At 71.8% G+C, this 17179-nt stretch carries 19 protein-coding genes and 3 pseudogenes; 15 read left to right on the plus strand and 7 right to left on the minus strand.

Annotated features, from left to right (window positions below):
• Positions 1-8 precede the first annotated feature (8 nt).
• On the plus strand, positions 9-1508 hold the full coding sequence (gene glpK, locus ABZV31_RS07680) for a glycerol kinase GlpK (protein ID WP_355889546.1): 1500 nt from the start codon (positions 9-11) through the stop codon (positions 1506-1508).
• 49 nt (positions 1509-1557) lie between these two features.
• On the opposite strand, the gene ABZV31_RS07685 is transcribed toward glpK, so the two are convergent.
• Together ABZV31_RS07685 and ABZV31_RS07690 are read right to left on the minus strand one after the other, a co-directional pair.
• On the minus strand, positions 1558-1725 hold the full coding sequence (locus ABZV31_RS07685) for a hypothetical protein (RefSeq protein ID WP_355889549.1): 168 nt from the start codon (positions 1723-1725) through the stop codon (positions 1558-1560).
• 124 nt (positions 1726-1849) lie between these two features.
• Entirely contained in the window at positions 1850-2173 is a 324-nt protein-coding gene (locus ABZV31_RS07690) for a helix-turn-helix domain-containing protein (RefSeq protein WP_355889551.1), read from the minus strand.
• An 89-nt stretch (positions 2174-2262) separates the two neighbouring features.
• On the opposite strand from ABZV31_RS07690, the gene ABZV31_RS07695 reads away from it, so the two are divergent.
• Positions 2263-3087, plus strand: coding sequence for a PfkB family carbohydrate kinase (locus tag ABZV31_RS07695; RefSeq protein ID WP_355889554.1), 825 nt, complete (start codon positions 2263-2265; stop codon positions 3085-3087).
• On the opposite strand, the gene ABZV31_RS07700 is transcribed toward ABZV31_RS07695, so the two are convergent.
• Both ABZV31_RS07700 and ABZV31_RS07705 read right to left on the minus strand, forming a co-directional pair.
• Positions 3063-3245 carry a hypothetical protein gene (locus tag ABZV31_RS07700; protein ID WP_355889557.1) on the minus strand — a complete coding sequence of 61 codons (183 nt, stop codon included), beginning with the start codon at positions 3243-3245 and terminating at the stop codon, positions 3063-3065. The two genes, ABZV31_RS07695 and ABZV31_RS07700, sit on opposite strands and share 25 nt — an antisense overlap.
• Positions 3246-3354: 109 nt before the next feature.
• A complete protein-coding gene (locus ABZV31_RS07705) occupies positions 3355-3585 on the minus strand; it encodes a hypothetical protein (protein ID WP_355889559.1) in 231 nt (76 codons plus the stop codon).
• Here ABZV31_RS07705 and ABZV31_RS07710 point away from each other — a divergent pair.
• Positions 3584-3982, plus strand: a complete 399-nt coding sequence (locus ABZV31_RS07710) for an SseB family protein (protein ID WP_355889562.1) — start codon at positions 3584-3586, stop codon at positions 3980-3982. The genes ABZV31_RS07705 and ABZV31_RS07710 overlap by 2 nt on opposite strands.
• A 355-nt stretch (positions 3983-4337) precedes the next feature.
• Complete coding sequence (locus ABZV31_RS07715) at positions 4338-5177, plus strand: MBL fold metallo-hydrolase (protein WP_355889565.1); 840 nt, start codon at positions 4338-4340, stop codon at positions 5175-5177.
• Positions 5178-5247: 70 nt separating this feature from the next.
• Here the strand turns inward: ABZV31_RS07715 and ABZV31_RS07720 are convergent, their stop codons facing one another.
• Both ABZV31_RS07720 and ABZV31_RS07725 read right to left on the minus strand, forming a co-directional pair.
• Positions 5248-5637, minus strand: coding sequence for a MarR family transcriptional regulator (locus tag ABZV31_RS07720; protein WP_355889567.1), 390 nt, complete (start codon positions 5635-5637; stop codon positions 5248-5250).
• An 82-nt stretch (positions 5638-5719) separates the two neighbouring features.
• The gene (locus tag ABZV31_RS07725; protein ID WP_355889570.1) at positions 5720-6115 is read right to left on the minus strand and encodes a VOC family protein; all 396 of its coding nucleotides are present in this window, start codon (positions 6113-6115) and stop codon (positions 5720-5722) included.
• Between the two features lie 453 nt (positions 6116-6568).
• On the opposite strand from ABZV31_RS07725, the gene ABZV31_RS07730 reads away from it, so the two are divergent.
• Entirely contained in the window at positions 6569-6856 is a 288-nt protein-coding gene (locus ABZV31_RS07730; RefSeq protein ID WP_355889573.1) for a helix-turn-helix domain-containing protein, read from the plus strand.
• 77 nt (positions 6857-6933) lie between these two features.
• Here the strand turns inward: ABZV31_RS07730 and ABZV31_RS07735 are convergent.
• Positions 6934-7856 (minus strand): annotated as a pseudogene (locus ABZV31_RS07735) (aminoglycoside phosphotransferase family protein).
• 183 nt (positions 7857-8039) lie between these two features.
• On the opposite strand from ABZV31_RS07735, the pseudogene ABZV31_RS07740 reads away from it, so the two are divergent.
• The 10 genes and pseudogenes from ABZV31_RS07740 to ABZV31_RS07785 all read left to right on the plus strand — a co-directional run bounded on the left by ABZV31_RS07740 (position 8040) and on the right by ABZV31_RS07785 (position 17107).
• Positions 8040-9005, plus strand: a pseudogene (locus tag ABZV31_RS07740) (SMP-30/gluconolactonase/LRE family protein).
• A gap of 166 nt (positions 9006-9171) precedes the next feature.
• On the plus strand, positions 9172-9633 hold the full coding sequence (crcB, locus tag ABZV31_RS07745) for a fluoride efflux transporter CrcB (protein WP_355889576.1): 462 nt from the start codon (positions 9172-9174) through the stop codon (positions 9631-9633).
• Positions 9630-9990 (plus strand): annotated as a pseudogene (locus tag ABZV31_RS07750) (DUF190 domain-containing protein). The gene crcB (ABZV31_RS07745) and the pseudogene ABZV31_RS07750 overlap by 4 nt, the downstream one beginning before the upstream one ends.
• A 16-nt stretch (positions 9991-10006) precedes the next feature.
• Positions 10007-10381: a fluoride efflux transporter CrcB gene (gene crcB, locus ABZV31_RS07755; protein ID WP_355889579.1), complete on the plus strand. Its 375-nt coding sequence runs from the start codon at positions 10007-10009 to the stop codon at positions 10379-10381.
• 73 nt (positions 10382-10454) lie between these two features.
• Positions 10455-11291 (plus strand): undecaprenyl-diphosphate phosphatase, encoded by an 837-nt coding sequence (locus ABZV31_RS07760; protein ID WP_355889582.1) that lies wholly within the window; start codon positions 10455-10457, stop codon positions 11289-11291.
• A gap of 170 nt (positions 11292-11461) precedes the next feature.
• Positions 11462-12133 carry a FadR/GntR family transcriptional regulator gene (locus ABZV31_RS07765; RefSeq protein WP_355890074.1) on the plus strand — a complete coding sequence of 224 codons (672 nt, stop codon included), beginning with the start codon at positions 11462-11464 and terminating at the stop codon, positions 12131-12133.
• Positions 12130-13569, plus strand: a complete 1440-nt coding sequence (locus ABZV31_RS07770) for an amino acid permease (protein ID WP_355889585.1) — start codon at positions 12130-12132, stop codon at positions 13567-13569. Before ABZV31_RS07765 ends, ABZV31_RS07770 begins: the two co-directional genes overlap by 4 nt.
• Positions 13570-13613: 44 nt before the next feature.
• On the plus strand, positions 13614-14630 hold the full coding sequence (locus ABZV31_RS07775) for an asparaginase (protein ID WP_355890077.1): 1017 nt from the start codon (positions 13614-13616) through the stop codon (positions 14628-14630).
• Between the two features lie 95 nt (positions 14631-14725).
• On the plus strand, positions 14726-16138 hold the full coding sequence (gene aspA, locus ABZV31_RS07780; protein ID WP_355889588.1) for an aspartate ammonia-lyase: 1413 nt from the start codon (positions 14726-14728) through the stop codon (positions 16136-16138).
• 36 nt (positions 16139-16174) lie between these two features.
• Entirely contained in the window at positions 16175-17107 is a 933-nt protein-coding gene (locus ABZV31_RS07785; protein WP_355889591.1) for a glutaminase, read from the plus strand.
• Positions 17108-17179 lie beyond the last annotated feature (72 nt).

Raw genomic sequence — 17179 nt, forward strand, 5'->3', positions numbered from 1 at the left:
GGTGTGTGATGTCCATCGACCAGGGCACCACGTCCACGCGATGCATGCTGTTCGATCATCGCGGGCGCCTGGTGTCAGTCGCCCAGCGGGAGCACCACCAGCACTTTCCCCGGCCCGGCTGGGTCGAGCACGACGCCGTCGAGATCTGGCGCAACGTGCAGCGCATCGTGCCCGAGGCGCTGTCCGGCGCCGGCGTGGACGCCGGAGACATCGCCGCCATCGGGATCGCCAACCAGCGGGAGACTACGGTGCTCTGGGACCGGCGGACCGGTGCCCCGCTGGGCAGGGCGATCGTCTGGCAGGACACCCGCACCGCTCCGCTCGTCGACGAGCTGAGGCACCGGCCCGGAGACGAGTACTTTCTCGACCGCTGCTGCCTTCCTCCCTCGACCTACTTCTCCGCGCCCCGGATCCGCTGGCTGTTCGACAACTTCGACGGACTGGAGAAGCGCGCCCAGGACGGCGAGGTGCTGTTCGGCACGATGGAGAGCTGGCTGATCTGGAATCTCACCGGCGGTACGGACGGTGGTCTGCACATCACCGACGCCACCAATGCCAGCCGCACCATGCTCACCAACATCCGGACGCTGACCTGGGATCCGGAGCTGATGGAGTTCTTCGGGGTGCCGCGTCCCATGCTGCCGGAGATCCGGTCCTCGGCCGAGAGCTACGGCGAGGTTCGCGCGCTGCTCCCGGGCGTCCGCATCACGGCCGCCCTCGGTGACCAGCAGGCGGCCCTGTTCGGACAGACTTGCTTTTCGCCCGGCGAGGCGAAGTGCACCTACGGGACCGGCAGCTTCCTGCTGATGAACACCGGTACCGACGTCGTGCGGTCCCGGCACGGGCTCCTCACCACCGTCGCGTACAAGATCGGTAACCATCCCACGGTCTATGCCCTGGAAGGCCCGATGGCCGTCACCGGCTCACTGGTCCAGTGGTTCCGCGACCGGCTGGGCCTGATCAACAGCGCGCCCGAGATCGAGACCCTGGCGCGCACCGTCGAGGACAACGGCGGCTGTTACATCGTCCCGGCCTTCTCCGGCCTGTTCGCCCCCCACTGGCGCAGCGACGCCCGCGGTGTCATCGTCGGCCTGACCTCGTACATCACCAAGGGCCACCTGGCCCGAGCCGTCCTGGAGGCCACCGGGTGGCAGACGCGGGAGGTCGTCGACGCCATGAACGCCGACTTCGGCCTCACCCTGCAGCAGCTCAAGGTGGACGGGGGCATGACGTCGGACAACCTGCTCATGCAGTTCCTGGCCGATGTGCTCGACGTCCCCGTCGTGCGGCCCCTGGTCGCCGAGACGGTCTCGCTCGGCGCGGCCTACGCCGCCGGTCTCGCGGCCGACTACTGGCCGGACCTGGAGGTCCTGCGCCGCAACTGGCACCGGGCGGCCCAGTGGCTGCCGGACATGGACCCCGAACGGCGCGAGGCGGAGTACGAGTGCTGGCAGCGAGCAGTCGAGCGGTCCGTGGGATGGATCCAACCGACCGAACGCCCACGCTGATGCCCACCGGCCCCCTCCCGGCGACGAACGCCGCGGGACCGGGTGCGGTTCACTCGCCGTAGTCGGAGCGGGCGGCGGCGAGGCGGGCCTCGAAGCCGTCGAGGACGGCCTGGAGGCCGCATTCCAAGCTGCTCTCGGGCTGCTGTCGGGCGTCATGGCGTGGCCCGCGGCGCCGGCGGCGGTGGTGCCGAGGCTCGCGCAGCCGTGGCAACCGCATGCCGATCTCGGCGGCCGGACGATGGTGACGGCCGGCTGTTGCTCGGCGTCCTGACGGTTCCCGCCGAGCCGCCGGGTCGGCCCTGTGCGGAGGGCCCGAGGCGGCTCGGGCCGCCCGGTCGGCGTCAGGCACCGGGCCGGGAGCGGTCGGCCTCGTCCTGGACGAGGAGGGAGAGCAGGGAGGCCACGGTCAGCCCGGCCTCGGCCGGGTGCCGCAGCACCTTGCCGGGGTCGATCCGGTACGTGTTGGTGCGCCCTTCCCGGGTGTGGGAAAGGTAGCCGGCCCGTTCCAGGTCGGCGATGATCTTCTGGACGGCGCACTCGGTGAGCCTGCAGTGGGCGGCGATGTCGCGGATACGGGCGTTGTGGTTGTCGGCGATGGCTGCCAGCACCCGGGCGTGATTGGTCACGAACGTCCACCCGATATGCGGCTCAGGCACTCCTTCCATGGCCCAACCAGGCCTGGTCGGTCCTGGTCCTGGGCTCCCAGAACACCCAAACCAAACTGCACCACCTGGCCCGGGACGTGGTGACCGCGGTGAAGGGAGCCCCACTGCCCGAGACAGTGCAGCGGCATCTGACCGCCGCCGCCGCCAAGGTCCAGGCCTACGGCACCGGCCCCTTCGGTGACCGGGCACGCGCCGCCCTGCGCGCCGAGGGCATCGACGTCCTGCTGCCGCCGCGCCCCGCACCCGACACCGGTTTCGTGGTGTGCCTGGTGGATGCCGAGGGCGAGCGCACGTTCGTCACCAGCCCCGGTGCCGAGGCGACCCTGACCGCCGAGGATCTGATCCGGCTCCGGCCGGTCGCGGACGATGTGGTCTACATCTCCGGCTACAGCCTGTTGCACGACAGCAACCGGGCCGCTCTGCTCGCCTGGTTGCCCGGCCTGGACCCGGCCGTCACGCTGGTCTCCGACCCGGGCCTGCTGGTCCACGAGATCCCCGCAGCGGCCCTCGAAGCGCTCCTCGCCCGCTCGGACTGGTGGAGCTGCAACGTCCGCGAGGCCGCGCTGCTCACCGGGACCGACGCCCCCTCCGAAGCCGCCCGCGCCCTCGACTCGCGCCTGAGGCGCGGCTCGGTCCTGGTACGCACCGGTCCCGACGGCTGCCTCGTCCACCATGACGGCGCGCTCACTGCCGTGCCCGGTTTCGCCGTACGGGCCGTCGACCTCAACGGCGCCGGAGATGCCCACACGGGCGCCTTCATGGCGGCGCTCGCCCAAAGGCTGGCCCCGGTGACCGCCGCCCGCCGGGCCAACGCGGCGGCGGCCCTGGCGGTGACCGTTGCGGGACCGGCCACCGCACTGCGTGCGGCCGACCTGGACGCGTTCCTCCGTCAGGCGCGTCCCGCTCCCCGGTAGAGGTCCAGTTCGGCGTGCGCGACACTGGCACGGCGTCCTGGAGTCCTGGGCCTGCGCGGCAGCGGCTCGAACACGGTGCGGCCGGGTGGCGGGGTGAGCGGGCGGGCGGCGCCGATGCGGGCGTACTCGTCGGCGGCGGCGTACGCGGTGCCGATCATGATGGCGGATGTTCCTGAACGCCGCGCGCATGGCCTGGGACGTCCTGCAGGGCACCCTCTTCCGCCCGGCCGGCTCCCGGCGCGCCCGCGACGGCGAGCGGATGCAACGCTACTTCCGGGACGCGGCCGCGTACAGCACGCATGTCGGCCGAGCACGGCCGAGCCGCTGGCCCGCCGGGCCGGCTGCGACCGGCTCGGACTGCCCTCGGACCACATCCCGCAGATTCCGTGAGCCCGGGACGATTGCGCCGCGCGTGATCGGGTACGCGAGCAGGGCCGTGCCCGGGCCGGTCACGTCCCGGGCGGCCTGCACAACCGCCGCGACCAGGGAATCTGCCATGGAGACACCCGCGAACGACAACACCGCGACGCCTGCCCAGCGGGCGCTGGACGTACTCGCCGAGAACGCCGAGGACGCGGCGGCACTGGACACGCTCGCGAGAAGCGACGTGCTGGTCCCCGTTCCCGACGACGCGGGGGAGGAAGCCACCAACCCCACGGCGGTGGCACTGCCGGTCCTGGAGCAGCCCGGCGGCGTGCCGGTGGTGCCCGTGTTCACCTCCGAGCTGGAGATGACCGAGCTGCTGCCGTTCGTCTCCCGGTACCGCCTCGTGCCGCTCGGCGCCCTCGCCTCCCAGTGGCCGGCCGACGACCTGTCACTCACCATCGACGCCAGCTCCCCGCACCGCCTGACGCTCACCTCGGAGGGCGTGCGCACGCTGCTGGCGCGGCCGTAGGGCTGAGCGGCGGCGCATCCCGGCGGCCGGGCGAGCCCCGGCCGCAGCCGCCGTCCGTCATCCGCGGCGCTGGTCCGGCATCCGCGGCGCTGGTCCGTCATCCGCGGGGCTGGTCCGTCATCCGCGGGGCTGGTCCGTCATCCGCGGGGCTGGTCCGTCATCCGCGGCGCAGGCCCGGCAGCACACCGGTGCCGCCCCCCCGGCGGTGCGAAGATCGGCCGGAACTGTTTGCCGCGGCCGAGTGGCCCGACCGCTCCCGGAGGGAAGACCCCATCCGAGTGGCCCGACGGGGAAGGGGTGCGATCGACGTGAGGGTCGTCCTGCTCGGCACCGCAGCCGGCGGCGGGTTCCCGCAGTGGAACTGCGCCTGCGCGCTGTGCGCCGCCGCCCGCGAAGGGGCAAGCTGCCCTCCCGCACCCAGGAGTGCGTCGCCGTCAGCGGCAATTCCCGCGACTGGTGGCTGCTCAACGCCTCGCCCGACCTCCGCACCCAGCTCACCGCCGCCGCCGCGCTCTGGCCGGGCCCGGGCCTCCGGGACACCCCCGTGCGCGGGGTACTGCTCACCGACGCCGAGGCCGACCACGTGTCCGGGCTCACCGTGCTGCGCGGGGCCGCGGGCCTGAAGGTGTACGCGGCGCCACCTGTCGCCGCCGCGCTGACGCCGCTGCGAGGCCGGCTCGACCGCTACGGCCCCTGGGAGTGGGCCGACAGCCTGGCCGATGGGGGCTTCGTACTGCCCGGCGGCCTCGTCGTCACGGCACACCCGGTCGGAAGCAAGGCCCCGAAGTACCTGCCGGATCCCGCCCCGGACGATGGCTGGGTGGTCGCCTACCGCATCCAGGACCTCGCCACCGGCGGGGTCCTGGTGTACGCGCCCTGCGTGGGCGTCTGGTCGCCGGTCCTGGACGAACTGCTGACGACCGCCGACTGTGCCCTGGTGGACGGCACGTTCAGCGCGCCCGACGAGATGGGCACCGCGGTGCGCGACGGCACGGGCCAGGCGGCCATGGGGCACCTGCCCGTCACGGGCCCGCACGGCAGCCTGGCCGCCCTCGCCCGCCACCCCGGCACGCGCCGGATCTACACCCACCTCAACAACACCAACCCGCTGCTCGACCCCGCCTCCCCGGCCCGTGTGCAGGTGACCGAGGCGGGTGTCGAAGTGCCCCTGGACGGCGACGAGTTCGCGGTCTAGTCCGACACGTTGAACAGAACACGGTTTCGGTGGACTCGGCTGCGGACCGGGTCGTTCCCGGCACCACCACTCAGCCGTTCAGCATCCGGGCCAGCACCGCGCGTTGCAGCGGCAGCACCTCGGCGTGCAGGTCACGGCCCTTGCGGGTCAGGGAGACCCACACTCCGCGCCGGTCCTCCGCGCACACCGACCGCTCGACCAGGCCGTCCTTCTCCAGCCGCCCGATGAGGCGGGACAGCGCGCTCTGGCTGAGGTGGACCCGGCCTACGAGGTTCTGCACGCGGCACTGGTCGCCCCCCTCGGGCGACGCGGACGCCAGGATGTCGAGCACCTCGAAGTCGCTCGCGCCCAGCCCGTGCGGGTGCAGCACCCGGTCGATCTCGCACATCGTGCGCGCGTGCACCGACAGGATGTCCCGCCACTGTTCCTCGAGCCGGGCCCCGGCCGCGTTCGCTCCCATGCACCGAATGTTAATGCGCGTGCATCGACACCGGGACCGCCGCGCCGACGCGACCCGCACACCGCGACCGCGCGGGGAGGGCTCAGGCCTCCTGGACGAGCCCGACGAGGTTGCCGTCCGCGTCCTTCACCGAGGCGATCAGCTTGCCGCCGCCGACGTCCTGGACGTCCTGCAGCAGCTCGGCGCCCGCGTCCAGCAGCGCCCTCAGCCGGGCCCGGATGTCGGAGACGTGCCAGTACGGCACCGGGCCGGTCATGCCCTTGGCGTGCCCGTTCGGGTCGAGGCCCACGTCCTGGCCGGCGTCCTTGAACCCGACGTAGTAGGGCTGGTCGGCGTACGGCTCCACCCCCAGCAACGCGGTGAACAGGGACTTCGCACGGTCGAGGTCCTTGACGGGGTAGATGATCGTCTTGAGGCCGGCGGTCTTGGCGTACTCCTTCGTGACGTGTGGGCCGACGCCGGTGCGTCGGTGGTTCACGCTAAGCCGGGGGAGTACCGAGCCGCTTCTCCGATCCTGACCGGTCGCGGCGGTGCTGCGGCCCGGCGACCTGCACCGCGGGCACCGGCAACGGCTGGGACCCGGCCGACCCGTCCTCCGGCAACGGCTGACTACGACGACATGGCCACCACGGCGATGACCTGGTTCAGCCACCGCTGAGCCCGCGACGCCATCGCCTGAGCCCGCGACGCCATCGCCTGAGTCCGCGACGTCATCTCCTGAGCCCGCGACGTCGTCGCTGCGACGCCCCGGCGGGGCCCGGACGCTGTAGGGCGATTGGGCCCTTGCCCGTTGCCCACGCCAGGGCCCAACGGCTCTGCCGTACAGGGGCGTTCGGTACCGGACAAGGGCCGCGGAGACCGGGACGCGGCGAGTCGGCTGGGGAAGAGCGGGAAGACGTCAGGACGAGGCGGCTTCGAGGAGGAGGGGGAGATGCTGAGGACTCCCGTCAGCCAGACGCGTCTGGTCATCCTGGAGTGGCTGAAGGATCCGGCCGCACACTTTCCCCGGCAACGGCACGCCGATCCCGTCGAGGACGGCGTCACGGCGAAGGCCGTCGCCGCCAGGCTCGGCGTCCCCCGCCGGGTCGCCGAAACGCACCTCGGCCTGCTCGCCGACCTCGGCCTGCTGCGCACCCGGCGGATCCGGCGCCGCACCCACTACCGCCGCGACGAGATCCGCATTGCCGAGGTCGCCCGCATGTTCGAGAAGGGCTGGTGAGGGGGACCGCACCGCCGACAGCCGGGCCGGGCCCGCGCCGCACCTCCGGCGTCGCCGAGTCGACCCCCTGCGCAGTCTCACCGGGCGTGCCCGATTTCCCTGCGCAGTCTCACCGGGCGTGCCCGATTTCCCTGCGAGTCTCCCCGGGCGTGCCCGTGATCGGCGAGGACTGCGTCGACGACGTGGCGCGCACGCCCCGTCATGACCGGGTTCGTCGTGCGGCAGTACGACAGCTTGAGCAGCGCGATCGACAGTGCCCAGTCGGCCCCGCGTGCCCAGGACGCGTCATCGGCACCCAGAGCGGCCCGGAAGGCGCTCCGTGCCTCGGCCGGCAGCACGTACCAGGCCACGATCAACGGCCGGATCGCCCAGACCCAGGCACCCGAAGTCGATGACGGCACTGAGCCGCCCACGCCGGACCAGCAGGTTCCCCGGTTGCAGGTCGGCGTGGATCCACACGGCCGGACCGCGCCACGCCGGAGCCCGCAGGGCGGTTTCCCGTGTCGACCACGTCCCGCAGGTCCGTCATGGCGGTGCGGGTCGCGGAATCCCTTTCCGCCAAGGGTTCACCGTGGTAGGAGGCCGGCCCGTCCGCGATGTCGATCCGCCGCAACGCGGCGACGAACTCCGCCAGGTCCTCGGCGAACAGGACGGGTTCGGAGTTCCGCCCGGGGGCGGGGTTCTCGCCGTCGAGCCAGCGGTAGACGGACCACTGGCAGAGGTAGCCCTCCGCGGGCTCGCCCCGGCCCACCGGGACGGGGACGGCAGCCGGCAGCGACGCGGCGAGCCGCGGCAGCCACGCGTGCTCCTTCGCGACGTCGTCGGCGGCGCCGGCCATACGGGGAAGCCGCACGACCAGGTCGTCGCCCAGACGGTACATGGCGTTGGTCGTGCCGACGGAGCCGACCGGCGCGACGGGCAGGCCGGCCCACTGGGGAAACTGCGCGGCAATCAGCCGATGCACGAGACAGGTGTCGATGTCGGGCTCGTCGGCATGCATTCCGCGATACCAGCGTTTCGGAGCATCTGCGTCAACCGATTTCCCGCGCGTCACCTCCTGCCCCGCGCGCAACGGTCGGGCCGTGCGCCGGAGAACGAGTGGAACTGCACCGCGCACGACCGGGCTCCACGGGGTACACCTTGTTGAGGAGGAGCGGCCTCAGACGGAGAAGGGCAGGCCCCCATGGACCGTCCCACGGCTCTGGTCCCGCGCGGATACGTCGCCGTCGGCGGCCGTGGCCCCGAGGACGTGGTGGCCGACGCCCGCGGCCGCGTGCTCACCGGCGTGGAGGACGGCCGCATTCTGCGCCTCGACGGTCTGACGGACCCCTCCGGGCGGGCCCGGGCCTAGGTGCTCGCCGAGACCGGGGGCAGGCCGCTCGGCCTCGAACTCCTCCCGGACGGCGACCTGTTGGTGTGCGACGCCGATCGCGGGCTGCTGCGCGTCGGCCTCGATGACGGCACCGTCCGCGTGCTCGCCGACGCGGTGGCGGGGGAGCGGCTGCGCTTCTGCAGCAATGTCGTCGCTCTGTCCGACGGCAGCGTGTACTTCACCGTCTCCACCAGCCGCTACCCCCTGGAGCAGTGGATCGGCGACATCGTCGAACGCACCGGCACGGGACGGCTGCTGCGCCTCGCGCCCGGCAGCAACACGCCCGAAGTGCTCGTGGAGGGGCTGCAGTTCGCCAACGGGCTGGCCCCGAGCGCCGACGAATCCTTCCTGGTCGTCGCCGAGACCGGTGCCTGCCGGCTCGTCCGCCACTGGCTCACCGGCCCCGAGGCCGGACGCAGCGAGCCCTTCGCCGAGAACCTGCCGGGCATGCCCGACAACCTCTGGCGCGCGGGCAAGGACGGGCCGGTCTGGGTGGCGCTGGCCGCGCCGCGCGTCCCGCCGCTGGACCTGCTGCACCGCAGCGGCCCCGCCGTGCGCCGTGCCGCCGCCCGCGTCGCCGTGCGCGCCCCCTACCGCCCAACGGGCACGATCGGCGTCCTCGCCGTCGACGACGAGGGCCGCACCGTCCACCACCTCGCCCGCCGCCACTCCGGCTTCCGCATGGTCACCAGCGTCTGCGAGGCGGCCGGCCACCTGGTCCTGGGGAGCCTGTGGGAGCGGGGCGTGGCGGTGTGCGAGGCGCCGGCCTCGAGGTGATTCGGTCGGCGGTCGGCGCTACCCTGTTGCCCGGCCGCGATCGCCTCGCGGCGCGGCGGTGGGGCCCGCCGTCCCCGAACCGCGGCACCGGCGCCGCCAACGGTCCCTACTTGCGAAGGCAGCGGCCCCGCATGTCCGGGCCCGGGCTAGTAGGAGACGTACGACCATGACAGCCCCGGAAGCCGAGAGCCTCCGCGTCCACACCAGTCCTCGGCCGCGACGTGCCTGGCGCGCCCAGGCGCCGGTGGTCGCGATGGTGGCGCTCGGCGGCGTCCTCGGCGCCACGGCCCGCTACGCGGCCTCGCTGTGGTGGCCGACGCCTCCCGGCGGCTTCCCCTGGGCAACCTTCTGGACCAACGTCGTCGGCTGCGCGGTGATCGGCGTGTTCATGGTGGTCGTCACCGACGTGTGGGCCGCCCACCGCCTGGTCCGCCCCTTCTTCGGCACCGGCGTGCTCGGCGGCTTCACCACCTTCTCGACGTACGCCGTCGACATCCAGAAGCTGGTCGACTCCGGCCACGCCCGCGCCGGGCTGGCCTACCTCGCCGCGACCCCGCTCGCGGCGCTCGCGGCGGTGTGGCTCGCGGCGACGGCGGCCCGCCGCGCCCTGAAGTGGAGGCAGCGATGACGAGGCTGACCGGCAGTGCCCTGCGCGTGACCGTCTTCATCGGCGAGAACGACACCTGGCACCACAAAGCCCCTCTACTCGGAGATCGCGCACCGGGCCCACGCCGCGGGCCTCGCGGGTGCAAGTGTCTTCCGCGGCATCGAGGGCTTCGGCGCCTCCTCCCTGATCCACGCCTCACGGCTGCTGTCCTTGAGCGAGGACCTGCCGGTGGCGATCGTGATCGTCGACACCGAGGAGCGGGTGCGGGCCTTCCTGCCGCAGCTGGACGAACTGGTCACCGAAGGACTCGTGATCCTCGACGAGTGCGAGGTCATCCGATACGTCGGCCGTGCGGAAATTCTGGCAATGCGGGTGTGAAGGGTAAGAAGTCGTTGTGAACTGGCTGCTCGTGGCCGTGGGGGCCATGGCCGGCGCCCCGCTCCGCTATCTCACCGACCGTGCGGTGCAGTCCCGGCACGACTCGGTCTTCCCCTGGGGCACCTTCGTGGTGAACGTCACCGGCTGCCTGGTCCTCGGCCTGCTGACCGGCGCGGTCAGTGCCGGTGCCGCGAGCCGTCACCTGCAGTTGCTGCTGGGCACGGGCCTGTGCGGGGCCCTGACGACGTACTCGACCTTCTCCTACGAGACCCTGAGGCTGACCGAGACCGGCGCCGGGCTCTACGCTGCCGCCAACGTCGCCGCGAGTGTGGCGGCGGGTCTCGGCGCCGCGTTCGCCGGGGTTTCGATTGCCGAAGCTCTGTGGACGTAAGCAACCGGGGCTTCACCTCGGCATAGTAAGACTGTCTACAGCACTGTCGACCAACTCTGCAGAACTGGATCCCATGAGCGCCATTTCCGTCGGTCAGGCCGTCGTCCTCGGGCTTGTCGAGGGGGTGACCGAATTCCTCCCCGTGTCCTCGACGGGCCACCTCAAGATCACTGAGGGGCTCATGGGGATCCCCGTCGACGACAAGTCCGTCGTCGGGTTCTCGGCGGTCATCCAGGTCGGCGCGATCGCCGCCGTCCTCGTGTACTTCTTCAAGGACATCGTGCGGATCGTCTCCGCCTGGTTCCGCGGTCTGACCAACCGCGAGGAGCGGGTCCACCACGACTACAAGTTCGCCTGGTGGGTGATCTACGCGACGATCCCGATCGTCCTGGTGGGTCTTGCCGCCAAGCCCCTCATCGACGGCCCGCTCGGCTCGCTGTGGGTGGTCGCCGGTTCGCTGATCGTCGGCAGTGGCGTGATGTGGGCCGCGGACCAGATGGGCCGCCACAAGCGCGGTGAGGACGACACCTCCTTCAAGGACGCGATGCTGGTCGGCACCTCGCAGATCCTCGCCCTGCTCTTCCCCGGCTTCTCCCGCTCCGGCGCCACCATGTCCACCGCGCTCATCCTCGACCTGGACCGCGTCGCCGCCACCCGCCTGTCCTTCTTCCTCGGCATCCCCGCCCTGACCGGCGCCGGCCTGTACGAGCTGAAGGACGCCCTGGGCGCGGGCGTGGGCGCCGCCCCGCTGGCCGCCGGCACCGTCGTCTCCTTCGTGGTCGCCTATGCCTCCATCGCCTGGCTGCTGAAGTTCGTCGCCAAGCACTCCTTCAACGCCTTCGTCCTCTACCGGATCGTGGTCGGCGTGCTGCTGTTCGGCCTGCTGGCCGCGGGCGTGCTCGACAGCTGACACCCTCTTGAACCGCCACGGGGCGTGATGCCGGTATTCAGGCGTCACGCCCCGTGAAAGTTTCCTTTCTGGCCGCCCCTTGACAGTCCCGTCCCGTTACCCGGAGGATCAACTCCGTGAACCTGTCAGACAGCCAGACAGGTGGCTCGGTACCGCGGCGCGTCAGTGCGATGGAAGCGGTGCTCACCCACCTCCGCGGCGCCATCGAGCGCGGCGAGTACGCGGTCGGCGACAAGCTCCCCTCCGAGGCAGAGCTGTGCCGCACCCTCGAGGTCTCCCGGCCCGTGCTGCGGGAGGCCCTGCGGGCCCTGCAGACCATGGGCCTGACCGTCTCGAAGACCGGCAAGGGCACCTTCGTCGTCGCCAACGCCGTCGAGGACCCCACCTTCGGTGACTACGCGGCCAGCGACCTGCTGGAGGTGCGCCGGCACGTCGAGATCCCGGTGGCGGGCTACGCGGCGGTGCGGCGCACGCCCGAGGACCTCGACCACCTGACGCACCTGCTGGAGCGGATGGAGCGGGAGACGGACACGACCTCGTGGGTCGCGCTGGACACGCTGTTCCACCTCGCCGTCGCCCAGGCCGCCCAGAACCCGGTCTTCCGCCGGGTCATCGAGGAGATCCGGGACGCGCTGGCCCGCCAGTCGGCCTTCCTCAACGAGCTGGGCGGCCGGCGCGAGCAGTCCAACCGGGAGCACCGGGCGATCGTCGAGGCTCTGACCGACGGGTCCGAACAGGACGCGGTGCAGGCCATGTCCCACCACCTCGACCGCGTCGAGAGCACCCTCACCGACATCGTGCGCCCCGCGCACACCCCCATGGAAGGCGGACCCGAGGCGTGAGCGAGCAGTCCCTCCGGAAAGAGACGCGGACGGCGGTCGGCCATGTCGACGCGGGCGACGTCGGCTACAGCAAGTCCCTGAAGTCCCGGCACGTCAACATGATCGCCATCGGCGGCGCCATCGGCACCGGCCTCTTCCTGGGCGCCGGCGGCCGCCTGGCCGACGCCGGCCCGTCCCTCTTCGTCGCGTACGCGGTCTGCGGCGTCTTCGCCTTCCTCGTCGTCCGCGCGCTCGGCGAACTGGTGCTGTACCGGCCCTCCTCCGGCGCCTTCGTGTCGTACGCCCGCGAGTTCCTCGGCGAGAAGGGCGCCTACACCGCGGGCTGGATGTACTTCCTCAACTGGGCGACCACGGGCATCGCCGACATCACCGCGGTGGCCACCTACACCCACTACTGGGGCATGTTCTCCGACGTCCCGCAGTGGGTGATCGCGCTGATGGCCCTGGCCGTGGTGCTGACGGTGAACCTGATCTCGGTGAAGATCTTCGGCGAACTGGAGTTCTGGTTCGCCATCGTCAAGGTCGGTGCGCTCGCCGTCTTCATGTGCATCGGCATCTTCCTGCTGGTCACCCAGCACCCCGTCGACGGCCACGCCCCCGGCCCGTCCCTGATCACCGACAACGGCGGCGTCTTCCCCAACGGCCTGCTGCCCATGCTGCTGATCATCCAGGGCGTCGTCTTCGCCTACGCCTCCGTCGAACTGGTCGGCGTCGCCGCCGGCGAGACCGAGAACCCCGAGAAGATCATGCCGAAGGCGATCAACTCCATCATGTGGCGCGTGGGCCTGTTCTACGTCGGCTCGGTCGTCCTGCTGTCGATGCTGCTGCCCTGGAACAAGTACAGCGCTGGAGAGAGCCCCTTCGTGACGGTGCTGTCCCACATCGGCGTCCCGGCGGCGGGCGGCGTGATGAACCTCGTCGTGCTCACCGCGGCGATGTCCTCGCTCAACTCCGGCCTGTACTCCACCGGCCGCATCCTGCGCTCCATGGCGGTCAACGGCTCCGCGCCGCAGTTCACCGCGAAGATGAGCCGCAGCCGGGTCCCCTACGGCGGCATCCTGCTCACCAGCGGCATCTGCGTTCTCGGCGTCGGCCTCAACTTCGTCGTCCCGGCCGACGCGTTCGAGATCGTGCTGAACTTCGCCGCGATCGGCATCCTCGCCACCTGGGGCATGATCATGCTCTGTCACCTGCTCTTCTGGCGGAAGACCCGGCAGGGCGAGCTGACCCGGCCCGGCTACCGACTGCCGGGCTCCCCCTGGACCGAGACCGTGACGCTGGCCTTCCTCGCGTCCGTCCTGGTCCTCATGTACGCCGAAGGCGGCGCCGGACGCACCACCGTGCTGTGCCTGCCGCTGATCGCCGCAGCGCTGGTCGCGGGCTGGTTCGCCATCCGCGGCCGCATCGCGCGCACCTCCACCAAGGCCGACGCGTGAACCCCGCGCAGGCCCACGACAACCCACCAGTGATCCAGGCAGTGATGTACAGCAGTTCCCCCGCGGCCGCACCCCTTGTCCGCGAACCCCTCCACGCTCCCGTCGCCCACCTCGTACGCGGCGGGGTGATCGAGGGCATCCACTACGGCTCCGTCGTCGTCCTCGGCGCCGACGGCGACGTACAGTTCCAGCTCGGCGACATCGAGGCCGCCTTCTACCCGCGCTCGGCGCTCAAGCCCGTCCAGGCCGTGGCCATGGTGCGGGCCGGGCTCCCGCTCGACGGCGACCTGCTCTCGCTGGCCGCCGCCAGCCACTCCGGCGAGGAGTACCACCTCGCCGGCACCCGGCGGATCCTCGAACTGGCCGGCCTGACCGAGGACGACCTGGGCAACGTGCCCGACCTGCCGTTCGACCCGGTCGTCCGCGACGCCTGGGTGCGCGAGCGCCGCCTGCCCTCCCGGCTCGCCCAGAACTGCTCCGGCAAGCACGCGGCCATGCTGTACACCTGCAAGCTCAACGGCTGGTCCCTCGACGACTACCTCGACCCGGCCCACCCCCTCCAGCAGGCCATCGCCGAGATCGCGGAGGACCTCACCGGGCAGCGCATCGCCCGGGTCACCGTCGACGGCTGTGGCGCGCCCCTGTTCTCCGTCTCCCTGCACGGCCTGGCCCGCGCCGCCGCCCGCATCACCACCGCCCCGCCCGGCACTCCCGAGGCCCGCGTGGCGGACGCGATGCGCGAGCACGCCGAGATGGCCTCCGGCTCCGGCCGGGATGTGGCCGCGCTCATGCGGGCCGTGCCCGGGCTGCTCGCCAAGGACGGCTTCGAGGGCGTCCAGGTCGCCGCCCTCCCGGACGGCCGGGCGATCGCCGTGAAGATCGCCGACGGCGCCAACCGGGCCCGCATCCCGGTCGCCGCGGCCGCCCTCGCCCGGGCCGGCGTCGACCCGGCCCTGCTCGCCGAGTTCGCGGGGGAGCCGCTGCTGGGCGGCGGCGAACCGGTGGGCTGCGTCCGGCCGGTGCGCGCGCTGGACCCGGTCATGCTGCCGGCCTGCGCCTGAAGCCCGGGCCCCGCGGGACCACCCCGTACGCCCGACCCACGAGGAACCTCACCTCAACCTCACCTCCGAACCTCCGAAAGAGGACCCGCACCCTCATGACCGCCGCCGCCACCCGAAGCGAACACGATCTGCTCGGAGACCGCGACGTCCCCGCCGACGCGTACTGGGGCATCCACACCCTGCGCGCCACGGAGAACTTCCCCATCACCGGCACCCCGATCTCCGCCTACCCGCACCTGATCGACGCCCTCGCCGCCGTCAAGGAGGCCGCCGCCCTCGCGAATGAGGAACTCGGCCTGCTGGAGCCGAAGAAGGCGGCCGCCGTCGTCGCCGCCTGCCGCGAGATCCGTGACGGCAAGCTGCACGACCAGTTCGTCGTCGACGTGATCCAGGGCGGCGCCGGCACCTCGACCAACATGAACGCCAACGAGGTCGTCACCAACCGGGCGCTGGAGCTGCTGGGCCACGAGAAGGGCCAGTACCAGTACCTGCACCCCAACGAGGACGTCAACCTCGGCCAGTCGACCAACGACGTGTACCCGACCGCCGTGAAGATCGCGACCGTCTTCGCGGTGCGCGGGCTGCTCAAGGCCATGGCCGTGCTCCAGGACGCCTTCGCCCGCAAGGCCGTCGAGTTCCGCGACGTGCTGAAGATGGGCCGCACCCAGCTGCAGGACGCGGTGCCGATGACGCTCGGGCAGGAGTTCTCGGCGTACGCCGTCATGCTCGACGAGGACCGCAGCCGCCTCGCGGAGGCCGTCGAGCTGATCCAGGAGATCAACCTCGGCGCCACCGCGATCGGCACGGGCCTCAACGCGCCCGCCGGATACGCCGAGTCGGCCCGCCGCCACCTCGCCGACATCACCGGGCTGCCCCTGGTCACCGCCGCCAACCTGGTCGAAGCCACCCAGGACTGCGGCGTGTTCGTCCAGATGTCCGGCGTGCTCAAGCGGATCGCGGTGATGCTCTCCAAGAGCTGCAACGACCTGCGCCTGCTGTCCTCCGGGCCGCGCGCGGGCCTCGGCGAGATCAACCTGCCGCCGGTGCAGGCCGGTTCGAGCATCATGCCCGGCAAGGTGAACCCAGTGATCCCCGAGGTCGTCAACCAGGTTGCCTTCGAGGTGATCGGCAACGACGTCACCATCACCATGGCTGCCGAGGCCGGGCAGCTCCAGCTCAACGCCTTCGAGCCGGTCATCCTGCACTCGCTGTCGGAGAGCATCACGCACCTGCGCGCCGCCTGCCTGACGCTGGCCGAGCGCTGCGTCGACGGCATCACCGCCAACACCGAGGTGCTGCGCGCGACGGTCGAGAACTCCATCGGCCTGGTCACGGCCCTCAACCCGCACATCGGGTACACGGCCGCCACCGACATCGCCAAGGAGGCCATGGTCACCGGCCGGGGAGTTGCCGAACTCGTCCTGGAGAAGGGGCTGTTGCCAGCCGAGCGGCTCGCCGACCTGCTGCGCCCCGAGGTCGTCGCGGGCAGCGCCGCACCCAGCGCCTGACCTGCGGATGCGCACCAGGACCGGCCAGGAGGGACAATGGTGATCATGACGTCGTCCATGACCTTCCAGCCGGTCCTGGAGCGCATCGCCGAGGAGATCGAGCGGACGCCCGGCCGCGGGCGGCCCGCCGAGTACATCCCGGTGCTCGCGGCCTGCAACCCCCGCCGCTTCGGCATGGCCGTCGCGGAGCTGGACGGCACGGTGTACGGCGTGGGGGACTGGCGGGAGCCGTTCTCCACGCAGTCCGTCACCAAGGTCTTCACCCTCGCCCTGGACCTGGCCCGCGAGAGCGACGCACTGTGGGAGCACGTGGGCCGCGAGCCCTCCGGCAACCCCTTCAACTCCCTGGTGCAGCTGGAGTACGAGAACGGCATCCCGCGCAACCCGTTCATCAACGCGGGCGCCCTGGTGGTCACCGACCGCCTCCACACCCGTACCGGCGACGCGGCGGGCGAGCTGCTCGCCTTCCTGCGCGCCGAGAGCGGCAACCCGGACCTGGCCTTCGACAAGGAGGTCGCCGCGTCCGAGTCCGCGCACGGCGACCGCAACGCCGCGCTTGCTTACTTCATGGCGTCCTACGGCAACATCGACAACCCGGTGCCGGTCCTGCTCGACCAGTACTTCCGCCAGTGCTCCATCGCGGCCTCCTGCGCCGACCTCGCCCTGGCCACCTCCTTCCTGGCCCGGCACGGCATCCGCGCCGACGGCACCCGGCTGCTCAGCCGCAGCCAGTCCAAGCAGGTCAACGCCATCATGCTCACGTGCGGGACGTACGACGCGGCCGGTGACTTCGCCTATCGGGTCGGCCTGCCCGGCAAGAGCGGGGTGGGCGGCGGCATCGTTGCGGTCGTACCGGGCCGCTGCACGCTGTGCGTGTGGAGCCCCGGCCTGGACGAGCGCGGCAACTCGGTGGCGGGGGTGGCGGCCCTGGACCGTTTCACGACGCTCACCGGACTGTCGGTGTTCTGAGGTTCGCCCTTGCGCGGTCCACCTGATCACCCGCCGGTCACACGCAGGCCGCCGCGTGGTGGGAGGCGCGTC

The sequence above is a fragment of the Streptomyces sp. NPDC005202 genome (assembly GCF_040608235.1).
In the GTDB taxonomy this organism is placed as follows: Bacteria; Actinomycetota; Actinomycetes; order Streptomycetales; family Streptomycetaceae; genus Streptomyces.

Bases quoted from the DNA above. Each gene is read 5' to 3' on its own strand.
- glpK (WP_355889546.1), top strand. From the start codon at position 9: ATGTCCATCGACCAGGGCACCACGTCCACGCGATGCATGCTGTTCGAT.
- ABZV31_RS07760 (WP_355889582.1), top strand. From the start codon at position 10,455: ATGAGCGCCATTTCCGTCGGTCAGGCCGTCGTCCTCGGGCTTGTCGAG.
- crcB (WP_355889576.1), top strand. From the start codon at position 9,172: ATGACAGCCCCGGAAGCCGAGAGCCTCCGCGTCCACACCAGTCCTCGG.
- ABZV31_RS07705 (WP_355889559.1), bottom strand. From the start codon at position 3,585: ATGGCAGATTCCCTGGTCGCGGCGGTTGTGCAGGCCGCCCGGGACGTG.
- aspA (WP_355889588.1), top strand. From the start codon at position 14,726: ATGACCGCCGCCGCCACCCGAAGCGAACACGATCTGCTCGGAGACCGC.
- ABZV31_RS07700 (WP_355889557.1), bottom strand. From the start codon at position 3,245: ATGATCGGCACCGCGTACGCCGCCGCCGACGAGTACGCCCGCATCGGC.
- ABZV31_RS07685 (WP_355889549.1), bottom strand. From the start codon at position 1,725: ATGCGGTTGCCACGGCTGCGCGAGCCTCGGCACCACCGCCGCCGGCGC.
- ABZV31_RS07720 (WP_355889567.1), bottom strand. From the start codon at position 5,637: ATGGGAGCGAACGCGGCCGGGGCCCGGCTCGAGGAACAGTGGCGGGAC.
- ABZV31_RS07690 (WP_355889551.1), bottom strand. From the start codon at position 2,173: ATGGAAGGAGTGCCTGAGCCGCATATCGGGTGGACGTTCGTGACCAAT.
- ABZV31_RS07710 (WP_355889562.1), top strand. From the start codon at position 3,584: ATGGAGACACCCGCGAACGACAACACCGCGACGCCTGCCCAGCGGGCG.
- ABZV31_RS07785 (WP_355889591.1), top strand. From the start codon at position 16,175: ATGGTGATCATGACGTCGTCCATGACCTTCCAGCCGGTCCTGGAGCGC.
- ABZV31_RS07765 (WP_355890074.1), top strand. From the start codon at position 11,462: ATGGAAGCGGTGCTCACCCACCTCCGCGGCGCCATCGAGCGCGGCGAG.
- ABZV31_RS07730 (WP_355889573.1), top strand. From the start codon at position 6,569: ATGCTGAGGACTCCCGTCAGCCAGACGCGTCTGGTCATCCTGGAGTGG.
- ABZV31_RS07775 (WP_355890077.1), top strand. From the start codon at position 13,614: ATGTACAGCAGTTCCCCCGCGGCCGCACCCCTTGTCCGCGAACCCCTC.